This is a genomic window from Acinetobacter marinus (assembly GCF_900096915.1).
GTDB lineage: Bacteria > Pseudomonadota > Gammaproteobacteria > Pseudomonadales > Moraxellaceae > Acinetobacter > Acinetobacter marinus.
Window position 1 is genome coordinate 14,628 of record NZ_FMYK01000010.1, and the last position, 13,954, is coordinate 28,581.

General features: G+C 44.6%; 14 protein-coding genes. 4 read left to right on the plus strand and 10 right to left on the minus strand.

Annotation, left to right across the window (positions count from 1 at the left end):
• Positions 1-4: 4 nt before the first annotated feature.
• The 5 genes from BLQ60_RS12615 to yihA all read right to left on the minus strand — a co-directional run bounded on the left by BLQ60_RS12615 (position 5) and on the right by yihA (position 4,659).
• Entirely contained in the window at positions 5-688 is a 684-nt protein-coding gene (locus BLQ60_RS12615; RefSeq protein ID WP_092621196.1) for an ABC transporter permease subunit, read from the minus strand.
• Complete coding sequence (locus BLQ60_RS12620; RefSeq protein ID WP_092621200.1) at positions 688-1,434, minus strand: amino acid ABC transporter permease; 747 nt, start codon at positions 1,432-1,434, stop codon at positions 688-690. The genes BLQ60_RS12615 and BLQ60_RS12620 overlap by 1 nt, the downstream gene beginning before the upstream one ends.
• Positions 1,435-1,543: 109 nt before the next feature.
• The gene (locus tag BLQ60_RS12625; RefSeq protein ID WP_092621203.1) at positions 1,544-2,494 is read right to left on the minus strand and encodes a transporter substrate-binding domain-containing protein; all 951 of its coding nucleotides are present in this window, start codon (positions 2,492-2,494) and stop codon (positions 1,544-1,546) included.
• A 279-nt stretch (positions 2,495-2,773) separates the two neighbouring features.
• Entirely contained in the window at positions 2,774-3,706 is a 933-nt protein-coding gene (locus tag BLQ60_RS12630; RefSeq protein WP_244516048.1) for a metal-dependent hydrolase, read from the minus strand.
• Between the two features lie 104 nt (positions 3,707-3,810).
• Positions 3,811-4,659 (minus strand): ribosome biogenesis GTP-binding protein YihA/YsxC, encoded by an 849-nt coding sequence (gene yihA / locus BLQ60_RS12635; protein WP_092621208.1) that lies wholly within the window; start codon positions 4,657-4,659, stop codon positions 3,811-3,813.
• A gap of 216 nt (positions 4,660-4,875) precedes the next feature.
• Between yihA and BLQ60_RS12640 the strand changes: the two genes are divergently transcribed.
• Positions 4,876-5,943 (plus strand): asparaginase, encoded by a 1,068-nt coding sequence (locus BLQ60_RS12640; RefSeq protein WP_378235213.1) that lies wholly within the window; start codon positions 4,876-4,878, stop codon positions 5,941-5,943.
• A gap of 189 nt (positions 5,944-6,132) precedes the next feature.
• On the plus strand, positions 6,133-6,729 hold the full coding sequence (locus tag BLQ60_RS12645; protein WP_092621211.1) for a LysE family translocator: 597 nt from the start codon (positions 6,133-6,135) through the stop codon (positions 6,727-6,729).
• Positions 6,730-6,762: 33 nt separating this feature from the next.
• Here the strand turns inward: BLQ60_RS12645 and BLQ60_RS12650 are convergent, their stop codons facing one another.
• Positions 6,763-7,581, minus strand: a complete 819-nt coding sequence (locus BLQ60_RS12650) for an AraC family transcriptional regulator (RefSeq protein WP_092621214.1) — start codon at positions 7,579-7,581, stop codon at positions 6,763-6,765.
• 244 nt (positions 7,582-7,825) lie between these two features.
• On the opposite strand from BLQ60_RS12650, the gene dusA reads away from it, so the two are divergent.
• A complete protein-coding gene (gene dusA, locus BLQ60_RS12655; protein WP_092621217.1) occupies positions 7,826-8,809 on the plus strand; it encodes a tRNA dihydrouridine(20/20a) synthase DusA in 984 nt (327 codons plus the stop codon).
• Positions 8,810-8,868: 59 nt separating this feature from the next.
• On the opposite strand, the gene BLQ60_RS12660 is transcribed toward dusA, so the two are convergent.
• The 4 genes from BLQ60_RS12660 to BLQ60_RS12675 all read right to left on the minus strand — a co-directional run bounded on the left by BLQ60_RS12660 (position 8,869) and on the right by BLQ60_RS12675 (position 12,451).
• The gene (locus BLQ60_RS12660) at positions 8,869-9,987 is read right to left on the minus strand and encodes a phytanoyl-CoA dioxygenase family protein (protein WP_092621220.1); all 1,119 of its coding nucleotides are present in this window, start codon (positions 9,985-9,987) and stop codon (positions 8,869-8,871) included.
• A gap of 44 nt (positions 9,988-10,031) precedes the next feature.
• Complete coding sequence (gene gshB, locus BLQ60_RS12665) at positions 10,032-10,988, minus strand: glutathione synthase (RefSeq protein ID WP_092621223.1); 957 nt, start codon at positions 10,986-10,988, stop codon at positions 10,032-10,034.
• A 155-nt stretch (positions 10,989-11,143) separates the two neighbouring features.
• The gene (phoU, locus tag BLQ60_RS12670) at positions 11,144-11,884 is read right to left on the minus strand and encodes a phosphate signaling complex protein PhoU (protein ID WP_092621226.1); all 741 of its coding nucleotides are present in this window, start codon (positions 11,882-11,884) and stop codon (positions 11,144-11,146) included.
• Between the two features lie 93 nt (positions 11,885-11,977).
• Positions 11,978-12,451 (minus strand): hypothetical protein, encoded by a 474-nt coding sequence (locus BLQ60_RS12675; RefSeq protein WP_092621229.1) that lies wholly within the window; start codon positions 12,449-12,451, stop codon positions 11,978-11,980.
• A 185-nt stretch (positions 12,452-12,636) separates the two neighbouring features.
• Here BLQ60_RS12675 and BLQ60_RS12680 point away from each other — a divergent pair, with 185 nt between their 5' ends.
• On the plus strand, positions 12,637-13,764 hold the full coding sequence (locus tag BLQ60_RS12680) for a hypothetical protein (protein WP_092621232.1): 1,128 nt from the start codon (positions 12,637-12,639) through the stop codon (positions 13,762-13,764).
• Positions 13,765-13,954 lie beyond the last annotated feature (190 nt).

Genomic DNA, 13,954 nt, shown 5'->3' on the forward strand with positions numbered 1-13,954 from the left:
ATGCTCATACTTGTAACCTTTTTTGCAATCTTTTCACGGTATAGGTTGCGATCATACTAATGGTGAAATACACCAATCCCGCAAACAGAATATATTGAGTCAGCAACGCCATCAGGTCGCCACGAACATAGTTGGTACGGAAGAAATCCAGCAAACCAATCGCATAGACCATGGTGGAGTCTTGGAACATAATGATGGTTTGTTGTAGCAGTAGTGGGGTCATTTTGCGAAAGGCTTGCGGCAAAATGATCAAACGCATATTTTGACCGTAGCTCATTCCTAGCGCATAGGCAGCAGCGGATTGACCTTTGGGAATCGACTGAATCCCTGCTCGCACAATCTCTGCAAAATACGCCGCTTCAAACAGCATAAATGCCACAATACTCGACACCAATGCCGTATCAATGGTCAGATATTTGCCGGTGATGCCTGTATAAATAAACGGTACGGCAAAATAAAACCACATCAATACCAACAGCAACGGCACGGAGCGGAACAAATTGACATAGCTTTTGGCGATAAAATTTAGCACTTTAAAGGAAGACAGTCGCATTAACGCCAAAATCGTTCCGATAAACACACCGCCAATCGCCGCAGTGACCACGACTTGTAAGGTAATCTTAAAACCATGCCAAAGTGCTGGCGCTGAGACCTGTAAGTCGGCAATAAAAGAAGTTAACCACTCCATTATTTACCTCCTTCAGCGATCAAGCCTGGAATTTGGAAGCGTTTTTCCAAATAGTTCATAAATAGAATCAATACGATATTGATGGTAATAAAGATCAAGGTCACGTAGGTGTAGATTTCGATGGTACTTTGCGTGTATTCACTGATGGTTTTCATCTGTGCAATTAGCTCGGATACACCGACCAGCGATGCAACAGAAGTATTTTTCACACAGTTGGTGAGCTCTGAGCTCAGTGGTGGCAAAATCATCCGAAACGATTGTGGCAAGATCACATAACGATAGAGCTGTGGCGTAGTAAAGCCCACGGCATAACCTGCGTTGATCTGACCTTTAGGCAGAGCTTCGATCCCTGTGCGCACCTGCTCACAGACACGTGCAGCGGTAAATAATCCCAAACCGATACTGGCAGATAAAAATGCCGTCGTGCTGGCACTTAAATCATTCATCCACCAAGATTTGATCGGACCAGGTAAAAAGTTGGGCACCACGTAAAACCAAATAAAGAGTTGGATCAATAACGGCACATTACGAAAGATGGTGACATAGGTGGTAGCGATGGACTGAGACAGCTTACTCGGTAGCGTACGCATAATCCCGAGAATACTACCAAGAACGAGGGCGATACTCCAAGCGAGGATGGCGATCAGGAACAGCCATCCTACACCAGTAATCACCCAGTCAAGATACGTGGTGTTATCGACACCAGTGGACTGAAAGAGTACGGGCCAATTCCAATTGTAATTCATACGCACTCCAGTATTTTTACAGTGCTTTTAAACATCATCAATTTACATTTAATACAACGATTGAAAAATCCCGCAATCATCGTGATCACGGGACTAGAGTTTGGATGAATTACTGGTCTCGGTCGTGAGGTGTCGCAATGAGCGCTTTCACGTCTTCAGACATTGGGAAGTTGAGGTTGATGTTTTTCGGTGGAATTGGCGACTCAAACCATTTTTTGTACATGGTATTGATTTCACCAGAAGTGTAGGTTGCTTTGATCGCATCATCGACCACTTGCTTAAATGCAGTGTCGTCTTTACGCATCATACAGCCATACACTTCTTTGATCGGTGCTGTACCAACGATGACCCAATTCGCTGGATCTTTGGCTTTCGATTGCTCGCCTGCAAGCAAGATGTCATCCATCATGAATGCTGCCGCACGACCACTTTGTAGCATCAAGAATGATTCCGCATGATCTTTCGCAGAAATCACTTCGCTAACCCCAAGCTCTGTCGCATGTTGCTTTAACCAACGCTCAGAGGTTGTGCCCGCTGTAGTGACGACTTTTTTACCTTTTAAGTCTGCAAAGTCTTTAACACCAGAGTCTTTTGCAGTGAGGAGGCGACCACCCACTTCAAAGTAACCCACTGAGAAGGCAACTTGTTGTTGACGTTCTTTATTGTTGGTGGTTGAGCCACACTCAAGGTCAACTGTACCGTTAGACACCAAAGGAATACGGTTTTGGCTCGTCACCAAGTTATAACGCACTTTGAGGTCTGGAATATTCAGGTTTTTCTTCACTGCATCCACAACTTTGAGCTGTAGATCATGCGCATAACCTTCAGGCTGGTTTGGATTGCCAGCGATGTAGGAGAAAGGAATTGATGAGTCACGATAACCAAGAACAATGGTTTTTGACTCTTTAATCTTGTCTAATGTACCCGCTTGATGTGTTGTCGCTGGTTGACCGTCTGTGCCTGCAGCTTCTGGTGCCTTATCACCTTTGCTACATGCGGTTAATCCGAACATAAGTGTGCTTGCGCAAAGTGCTGAAAGCAGGATACGTTGTTTAGGCATAGCTAAATTCCTTCTTGTGTAGATGTAGAGCGAACAGATTTTTGATCTATCATTGTGAATCTATAAACATAGACTGTGTATATCCATTACGACTACAAAAATATACGATTAAAAAAAACTGCACAAGATGGCTGATGCAAATACCATGCTAAAGCATAATATGATTTGCTTGTTTTATGACCGTTTCATGAAATTTTAATGAGATTTGCATAAATTTAATTCAAATAAGTTTGAATTGAGACACATTTTTAATTACATTTTTGTTAAATTGTTTGACAATTAATCAGCTTTTAAATGTTGTGTAGCGCAAGGTGTGAGCAGATTTTCCATCTGGTTGAGATAGGCGAGCGCTTCGTCGTGATTTGCCTCAAATCGTGGATGATAGTGGGGCAGAAGATAGCGAAGTTGTTGCTGAATTAACCAAAATGGGCTGGGCAATAGTTGGTTATGGTGCTGTTTGGCGATGCGATACCATTCACGGCAAATCCAAATCTTGAAAAAATGCAGTTTTTTGGTGCGAAAGCGAGAGTCTTGCACCATCAAATGCGCCACACCATCAATCCAAATATAAAACAAGATCGGCGTGACTATCGCACTGAGCAGATATCGAGAAAAGTAGCTTCCCCCAAAATGCTGATATAGCTCGAAAGCGACACTACGATGTTCAACTTCTTCAGCGCCATGCCATTTGATCAGGTGGGTCAAGGTTGGGTCTGCGCCAAGCTGTTGCCAATATTGATTTTGTAATGCGTATTGTCCAGTCACGCAGGTGAGATGCTCAATCGTGGCGATGATACCGAGTCGAGTCAGATCCCAGTTTTTCGCCAAAAAATTTGGCAGTTTGACGCCCAAAGGTTGATCCGCCAAAATCTGATGACATAAAACATGCATGCGTTGCAGATTGCGCTGTGGATTGATGCCACGTTGGTTGAGGTAGTGATGATTCGCCTGGTCGTGCGCTTTGGCGTGCAGGGCTTCTTGACGAATAAAGGCTTGCACATCTTGCTTGAGCACAGGATCGTTGATTTGATCGAGCACTTTATGAAACACCCGACAAAACCAAAACTCACCTTCGGGTAAAATCAGATTGATTTCATTAATAAAATAACTGGCGAAAGGCTGTTTTGGAATCCAGTCTATCGGCGTGTCCTGCCAATCAAACTGTACTTTGCGCACGGTGATTTGATGCTCAATCGATCGCTGCTGCTGCACGTTTTTCGTTAGCTGTACGTTTTGAAGGGACTGCTTAAGCCGTTGACCATGCGTTTTGAGCGACCTGAATAAATTGCCTGTGTGGATACCAAACATTGCGAGTGTTACTTCTCGTTTGGATCGTCTACTTCACCTAAGATCGGAATGGCATCAATGTCAATGCCTTCAAGGAGATCAAGCTCTTGAATATGCGCTTGAGCATTGTCAGTTTCAGTGTCGCTATTTGAGTCGTCAGATTGTGTAATGGTAGAACCAAGACGACCTGCCATCACCATCGCCAGCTCATCCAAACCTTGGCGGTCAAGCGATGAAAAAAGCTGGATTGAAAATTTGAGTTTGAGTTGATTCAAGTCTTTTTTCACTTCAAGCAGGGCTTTATTGGCAGGACCACGATTGAGTTTGTCCGCTTTGGTCAGCAAGATATGCACAAACAGGTTCCGTGCGTGCGCCCATTCCAGCATCATGCGGTCAAAGTGTTGTAGTGGATGGCGAATATCCATCAATAAGACCAAACCTTGCAAGCTCTCCCGATGGATGAGGTAGTTTTCCAGTTCTTTTTGCCAAACTTTTTTCATTTCCTCAGGTACAGCGGCGTAGCCATAACCTGGTAAATCGACCAGACGTTGCTCAGGATTGCTCAGTGTAAAAAAGTTGATCATCTGCGTGCGACCTGGTCGTTTCGATGCACGAGCCAGTTGCTTTTGATTGGTCAGCGTATTGATTGCACTGGACTTGCCTGCATTTGATCGCCCTGCAAAAGCAATTTCATATCCCGTATCTTCGACACACAAATCGAGTTTTGGCGCACTCATCAAAAATTCCGCCTGACGTAGCCAGTTCAACGCTTGCGATGAATAGGCACTGGTGGCATCGTCCGTCTTTTTGGCATAGCTGATTTTATGCTTTGGTGCGAGTTTGGCTTTGGTGTCTTTGGACTTTTGATAGCGGTGCATTTCAATTCATTGTGTCGTTGCTTGATGGGTATTATAAGTCATGTCGGCGAGATGTGAAGTTTTTCAGGACAATCAATCGGATCAATCCACAAGCTGAGCGATAAATGATTCGTATTGGATAAATTGACAACAGTTAAACTTGAGACTTAAGCATGATGGACAATCTGGCGTAATCTTTGCTAAATCTGTGTGGGTCAAATTGAAGGATATCTACACATGACGCAATATAAAATGGTCAAAACATTACTTACACTCAGTATGGGGGCGATGCTGAGCATCAGTGCCTTGGCAAAACCAACCGTGATGGTGGTGGCAACAGGGGGAACCATCGCAGGTGCAGGCGCAAGTGCCACCAATAGCGCAACCTATACCGCAGCCAAAGTCCCTGTAGACACCCTGATCAATGCAGTCCCGCAAATCAAAGACTTAGCTGACGTCAAAGGTGTGCAAGCACTCCAAATTGCCTCAGAAAGTATTACCGACAAAGAGCTACTGTCCATCGCTCGACAGGTCAATGACTTGGTGAAAAAGCCTGAGGTCAATGGTGTGGTCATTACTCACGGTACAGACACCTTAGAAGAAACCGCATTTTTCTTAAATTTGGTGGTGCATACCGATAAGCCGATCGTCGTGGTTGGCTCGATGCGTCCACCTTCTGCACTGTCTGCGGATGGGCCATTGAATCTTTATGGTGCAGTGGCGTTGGCTGCCTCACCAGAGAGCAAGGGCAAAGGCGTGATGATGTTTATGAATGACACCATTCTCGCTGCACGTGATAGTAGTAAGCGCATTAATATCCACACCAATGCCTTTGATAGCCAATGGGGTGCGCTGGGCATGGTGGTCGAAGGTAAGCCGTACTGGTTCCGTCAAGGGGTAAAACGCCAAACCAACAATTCTGAATTTAACATCGAAGATATCAAAGGTGACAGCTTGCCACTGGTGCAAATCACGTATGGCTCTGACTCGATGACACCTGTCGCCTATGAAGCCTATGCCAAAGCTGGAGTGAAAGCGATCATCAATGCAGGCACGGGCAATGGTTCGGTGCCAAACTATTTGGTTGATACGCTGCGCAATCTGAGACAACAGGGCATGATCATCGTGCGTGCCTCACGTGTGCAAGATGGCTTTGTACTGCGTAATGCGGAAAAGCCTGATGATGAGTATGATTGGGTGGTGGCACATGACCTAAACCCACAAAAAGCACGGCTATTAACTGCTTTGGCATTGACCAAAACCAACTCAACCAAAGAGTTGCAACGTATGTTCTGGCAGTATTAATCTGTTAAATTTTTGCTTTAATTTTTCAAAAGAAATCCCATCAAGTGAATGCTTGGTGGGATTTATTACGAGCGTTTATTGGTCTTTGTAGCACTTTTATTTCTTACCTGCACAAACGTACAATACGCCAAAAAATCGATGCGTTACATTGCTCACCCAAGTCAAAAAAGATGGTTAGGTGAGTCAATTATGGAAATCTTTTTATATGCATTGAGTGTGATGTACAGCCCCGGACCTGTGAATTTTATGGGACTTAATGCAGGACTGACGGGACAGCTTCGAAAAACCATTGGTTTCTTTTTAGGTGTCGGCTGTGCCATGTTGATTTTATTTATCATCATGGGAGTGGTTGGCGATGCGGTCATTCCAGAGCAGGGTTTGCATATCATTTCTTTGCTGGGTGCAATTTATACATTTTATCTTGCATTCAAAATGTTCTTTTCAAAGGTCGAAAGTACGGCACAGTCAACCCAAGCATTGACATTTATGAATGGGTTCTGGATACAGCTATTAAATCCCAAAGGCATATTAGTCATTTTACCAGTGACCACAGTGATGTATCCAGCTGCGAAAATTACTGGTGAAATGATTTACCTGATTTCTATATTGATTTCAATTGGTGCAGCTGCAGCGCCGATGCTTTACGCCTTCGCAGGACAGGTGCTTGGGCGTAAGATTGCACAGCCGAAATGGTTTAATTGGTTAAACAAGATTATGGCAGTCTTTTTGATTTGGGTGGCAATCTTTATGTTGAAAGATTTTGTTGTAGGGTTGCATTTATTATAGAAGTTTAGAAATGATTGCTTTGCAATTAGCGGACTACTGTGCTTTTTGCATATTACGCCACTGGGCAGGCGATAAACCAAAGGCTTGAATAAAGTGACGTGTCATATGGCTTTGATCAAAAAAGCCAGCCAAAAGCGCCGCATTAATGATCGGTTCACCATGTAAAAGATGAATCTTGACCAATTCTAAACGTCGCATAGTCATATAGCGATGCGGACTGGTGCCAAATAACAGCCGAAAATCTCGAGATAGGCTCCACCGATCTCGACCCGTTTGCTGTTCGAGCTGATCTAATGAAATGCTTTGTTCAGGATAACTTAAAATATATTCGCGGGCTCTTTGTGCTGCTTGATAGTCGAATTTATTATTATTTTTTTGAATATTTTCTGTACTTTGATTGAGGGCGATAACTAAGTCATACAGCGCATCTTCTTCCTCAAGCAATTCAAGTGGACGATCCATATGCTGTAAAAATCGATGAGTCGCCCGTATCACACGAGTATCTGTACTCAATCCATGTTTGATAAAAGGTAAGGCTTGTCCTTGTAAAATATTTTGGATAATTGAAGGTTCGATATAAACCATTTGATAGCGAAAGCCATGTGCTGATCCCGCATGTCCATCATGCTTTTCATCAGGATAAAGCACCATTGCCATACCAGATTGGCTATGTTGCATTTCTCCACGATAGTGAAAACTTTGAACTCCTGACAGTGTGCGCCCTATAGCATATGTATCATGACGATGGGCTGCATAAGCATAATTCGAAAAATAGGCTTCGATACGTTCAAACCGATTGTTTTGATTGGAGGCATGAAAGATCCAGTCTTTTTCAGAATTTGCTTGTGACACCTTGATTCATCCCAAAGGTTTTGATTAGTGTAGAGGAATTCGTTGTAGATACCTATACGCAATTGTGCAATCGAAACACTGAATAATGGAATACACCGTACTTTTCTTGCGCAAATATGGCATGCATCGCTGGTTTTGCGTTAGAATTAGCCCCCCATTTTTAACCGTATAGCGTGATGATTGATCTACTTATTGCGTGTAGATCAGCATACTGCGGTTTTGTCTCCCTTGGAATAAGCCACCTATGTCAGCCTCTACGTCTATTCAAACCCCTCGCATCAGCGTTGCGCCAATGATGGATTGGACGACACGAGACTATCGTTATTTTGCCCGTTTGTTCAACCCGAATATCGTGCTCTATACCGAGATGGTCACCACGGGTGCGATGATTCATGGTGATGCAGCTCGACATTTGGACTTTAGCCAACAAGAGCATCCGATCGTCTTACAACTTGGCGGTTCCAACCCACAGGATTTGGCGACCTGTTCCAAGATGGCACAGGACTGGGGTTATGATGAAGTTAATCTCAACGTCGGCTGTCCAAGTGATCGTGTACAGAATAATAAAATTGGCGCATGCCTGATGGCAGAGCCTGACTTGGTTGCAGAATGCATCCATGCCATGCAACAGGCAGTGACGATTCCCGTCACTGTGAAGCATCGCATCGGTATTGATGAGATGCAGTCCTATGAAGAGATGTTACATTTTGTCGATACCGTGGCGAAAACGGGTTGTACGCACTTTGTGGTACATGCACGGATTGCCATTTTGCAAGGCTTATCCCCGAAAGAAAATCGGGAAGTGCCACCACTTCGCTATGATGACGTGTATCGATTGAAAAGAGAGCGTCCGCATTTGACCATTGAAATCAATGGTGGAATCAAAACTGTTGCAGAAACCAAAGCGCATCTTGCGCATGTCGATGGTGTGATGATTGGGCGTGAAGCCTATCACAATCCGTATCTATTAGCAGAACTGGGCGAATTGTGGCAACTCGATGCACCCAATCGTTTTGAAATCATGGCGCAGATGATGCCATATTTTGAACAACGTCTTGCGCAAGGCGCACCAATCTCAGTGCTGACACGGCATATTTTGGGTTTATTTCAACACCTTGCAGGCGCTCGAAAATGGCGTCAGGCGCTAAGTGGGGGTAATGCCAAAAGCCTAAAAGATGTAGAGCACGCAGTTGAAATGATGAGGCAATGTCTCGAAGTCGGTGCGTAAGTGCTATTGAATGATCAACAACACTTCATTTGAGAATCTAAGCGATCAATTTTAAAGGACTACTTTGAGGTAATTTCGGCAGGATCAGTGGCACGCTTTAGCCCGACATCACGCCACGGATTTTTGCGAATTCCTTTTTCTTCCATCATGTCCATGCCCCACCATAATGCGGGAATCAGGCGACTTTTCACCAAGGGTAAACGTGTTGGATCAAATCCAGCCCACGGCAAGAACGGATTGCGCCGTGCAAACGCCCATAGCTCGATGCGCATCGATGGACGTGCGCTCAAACCTCGTGCATGAAAACCATAGGTATCAGCAATCACTAAAGTATTGGCTTTGACCGCAAACTTTTTCGGTGCACCATAGCCCAAATCAGCCAGCTCACTTTCCTTGATCCGAAAAGAACCCCGCTGTGACATACGATCACTGTCTTGAATGTTCAGCGCACGCTCACGCTCCCATGCCAAACGCCGATCATTGAGAATGTGCGAGCCCGCCACATAGACAAAAGGACCTTCATCTTCAGCCACATCGGTGAAAAATAACCATGCTTTCATACTTGGGTGAAAGGTATCGCTATGCAGTGCTGTTTGTGGGTCAGGGCGAGATTTTCGTACTTGGGAAATGATCACCTGCACGTAGTACAAAGGCTGTAGTTTAAAACTGCCGACATAGTTGATCAGATTTTGCCAATGTCGAGAGTCGATCAATTTTTGTGTATTTGGCAGATCGGGGAGTGTACGAAAATCCAGCGCCATACGCCGTGTGACTGTATCGCCTTGTAGGGTTTCACGGGTAGGCAACGGTGTTTCAGTCAGTTCGGTTTTTAAGGTTTGAAACTCCGCCTCAGGCAGAAAATTTTCTTTGAGAATAAAGCCATTTTGCTGATATTGCGCAACCTCATCACGACTTAAAAATTGTGCTAATTTTTCACGGCGTGCATTGGCAAGTTGAAACCCTTGTTTGACCCGCAGCTCATGCAGTCCCATATCATTGAGATGGCTATTGCCGAGGATGGGATGATCGACAAAGGAGCTGGCTGTGGAAAAGGTCGTCGCCAACCACCACGGAAATTTCACAGGATCTGATTTGGCGATCTGTTTCAGTTCTTGCCAAGCCTGCTTTGTTTGTGGCTTTTGCCAAAACTGCTGAATTTGCTTGAATTTTTTCTTCATAATTTGATCATGCGAGCGAGTAATGACTGCTCACCCACATTCCTTTATGTATTGCGTTTTGTGCTGACACCTTGCTCTAACACATTGAACAGATCGTCGGCAATCGATGTGCCAAATTGATCGTCGATTTCACGGATACAGGTCGGGCTAGTGACATTGATTTCAGTGACATAGTTGCCAATCACATCAAGTCCAACAAAGACCAGACCTTTTTCACGTAAGAAAGGACCAATCTTTTCTGCGATTTTTCGATCATTCTCGGTCAATGGACGTGCTTCACCACGTCCGCCTGCGGCAAGGTTGCCACGGGTTTCGCCATTTTGTGGAATACGTGCGAGGCAGTACGGGACAGGTTCGCCGTTGATCATTAGGATGCGCTTGTCGCCATCCATGATTTCGGGAATGTAGCGCTGTGCCATGATCGGCAATTTGCCATTGTCGCTGAGCATTTCTAAGGTCGAGCCAATATTTGCACCGTCCGCCGTCAGTCTAAAAATGCCCGTACCACCCATGCCATCCAGTGGTTTGACGATCACATCTTGATGGGTGTGGAGAAATTCCCGAATCAGTGATTGCTGTGAAGTCACCAAAGTAGGCACTTGTAATTCTGGAAATTGGGTGGCAAACAATTTTTCATTGCAGTCACGTAGCGATTGTGGCTTGTTAATAATCCACGCACCCTCACGTTCAGCTTGTTCAAGAATATAGGTGGTGTAGACAAAATTCATGTCAAATGGCGGATCTTTTCGCATCAAGATCACATCGAAATCTGCCAATGACTGCGCAGACTTTTCACCAAGCTCATAGTAATGGTTGTAATCTTCAAAGACTTGGAGCGGTGCAATCAAGCCAAAGGCTTTGCCTTGGTCAATATATAAATCTTGTTGTAGCGCATAGCTGAGCTGGTGCCCACGACGTGTGGCTGCCCAAAGCATTGCCATGGTGGAGTCTTTTTTTAGATTGACTTGTTGAATAGGATCCATGACCACCAGTACACGCATGATTTTTAACTCAATCTATTTTCATTGGGGCTACAGTATAGTCAAAAAAATCGACACTGAGTATTGCAAATTGGAATACGCAGTGCCGATTGCTGTCTGGTTTTGGTAAATGGGCTTAACAGACTCTAAGCCATGACTTTGGGGGCTGAAAAACTTTAAACATCTTTGGAGTTGGATTTGCCTTGGATTTTCTGCTCGACTTGCTCAAAGTCGGTATGGCGCACATCCAACCCTTTGACCATATAAATCACTTGCTCAGAGATGTTACGAGCATGGTCGCCGATGCGCTCTAAAGAACGCAGTACCCACATCACATTAATGACCCGACTAATATGGCGTGGATCTTCGATCATATAAGTCATGAGGGCACGCATCGCAGAAGAATATTCACGGTCGATGTCGGCATCGGCACGCATCACATGCAAGGCAGCTTCAGCATCTAGTCGAGCAAAGGCATCCAGTGCTTCACGGATCATGATGCGTACTTGGTTGCCGATATGGCGTGTTTCCATATAACCACGCGGGGATTCGCCGTCCTCAGAAAGTGCTTGGGCGATACGGGCAATTTTCGCCGCCTCATCACCAATGCGTTCAAGGTCGGTATTGGCTTTACTCATCGCCAGCACCATACGCAGATCACTGGCAGCAGGATGACGACGTGCCAAAATCAAAGTCAAGGCTTCATCAATATCACGTTCCAGTTGATTGACCGCATTGTCCTCTTCTTGCACCTTTAATGCCAGATCGAGATTGGTGTCGAGCAGGGCATGGATGGCATTGGCAACTTGCTGTTCAACCAACCCACCCATCGCCATAAACATGGTATTGACGTCTTGTAGGTTCTCGTTGAATTGCGATGAAATATGATGACTAAACACTGAGGTCGATGGTTCCAAGATAAGCACTCCTAAAAATTGTAAACTTTTTAGCCAATATTAAATAGCGCTGATGTGAAGTTTTTATGACAAATCACGCAGGATCGTGAGAAATCAACCAAGATTAAAAAAATAAAGCAAGGTGCCAAGGCTTAATAGCGTGGTTGCGCCAAGTTCCGTCACCATCAAAGCCCACATAAATCCTGAAATCAAAAAGGCTGGAAGCTGAAATTTTCCGAGACGATGCGGTTTGAGGAATTGATTCGAGGTGTCTTTGAGCATGCCATGAATGATGTAGCTCAGCACCGATGCCAAGAAAAACAGTAGATTAGCGCCAGCACAGACCAATAGCAGCCATTCAGGCAAGATCGAAAAAAAGCACAATACCGCAATAATCAAGCACGCAGGCGCATAGAGCAGGGCAGAACGGTGCGCAATATCGACATAATAATGTGCTCGAGCGGACGGTGACTTACGAATTTGTAGGTATTTCCACACCCCAGTCCACATCCCGATCAACAGAAAAAGTGCACTGGCAAGAATGGCGATTTGTACGGCGAGATTGAGCGAAATGGGCTGATAATCCATAATTAAACATTCTATCCATATGATAATTATTCAAATTTTTTACACGGTTAATCAAAATATTTAACTGTTTGTATAAAAAATGATGTTAATATTTTGCTATTGCACAGTTTATGTGAATTTTGTGCGCTTTACGATGCATTGTGGCGATCGTTTTTTATTTTTGAATCTGATTATTGAGGCGAAAAATGAAATTAAACTCTCTCAGATTGGCGATGTTCGGCGTGTGTGCTGTATCTAGCTTGTCTTTTTCAACTGTGGTGAACGCTGCAAATGATGCAATTGAAGCGGATCCACAAGCCATTGCACAGCCTGAGCCACCGACTGGAACGGTACTGGATATTATTCCTGAAACCATCGATAGCACGCCGACCATATTGCCACCGCAGTCCGATCGTAAAAATGTTCCCTCAACCGAAGAAACCAAAGACAATTCTTGGTGGGATCGTGCCCAAGCGAAATATAGCAATAGCCTACAAAAACGTGCGCATAGCATTGATAACTGGTTCGGTGAGCCTGATCCGAATGAGCCTGCGTGGGCGACCTTGCGCATTATCCTCGATACCGAGTGGGATGAGTATGATGACTTCAATGTCAAGCCACGTGTGCGTGGTAAAGTCAAATTACCGACCTTAGAAAATAAGCTCAGTGTGGTGTTTGGTGATGACAGTTTGGATAATGAAATCCGCAACAGCGTCTCCATGGGCAATGAAAACCCACGTGGTGATCGCAACAAAACCTTAGACAGTGAACAGTCCAAAAATGACAATTCATCCATCGCATTGCGTTGGTCGCAGTGGAAAAATCCGTGGGGTATCGATACCGACGCCGATCTCGGGATACGCTCTGGGGACGATGTCTATGCACGACTCAAAGCGGAAAAGGATTGGGATTTAAATAACGACTTTACCACCCATGCCGAACAAATCTATCGCTATGGCTTAGATAGTAAGCATTATTTGCGCACCAACTTGGAACTGCGTCATGCTCGCCCAAATCAAGCCTATTTTACCGATCAATTGTCCTTGACCTACACCGATGACGATGAAGAGCAGGACTTTGGCTGGGACAATCGCATTTATCGTCAGCATCAGTTTTTCCATGATCACTGGTTTAACTATGGCATCTACACAGGCGGTGACATCGAAGATAACACCCCAGAATTAGACAGTTGGGGGCCGTTTTTGGGATGGCGTCAACCGCTATGGCGAGAATGGTTTTTCGTCCAAGCCGAGCTGAATTATTATAACGATAAGGACGAAGATCGTGATCATCATGTCGGTGCTTTATTACGTCTTGAAACGTGGTTTAAATAATCGCTAGACATTGCTTTTATCAAAAACAACCCGACCGTGAACTGTACTAAGTCGGGTTTTTATTGTCAAAATTCACTCAAAATGTGACCGAAGCTACAGCCTAGTCACAAAGCGATAACGAAAAGTGCATGATTCATTCCTATTCAGTTTGCATACTGAATCCATAAACGACGAGAAAGGAAAATAACCA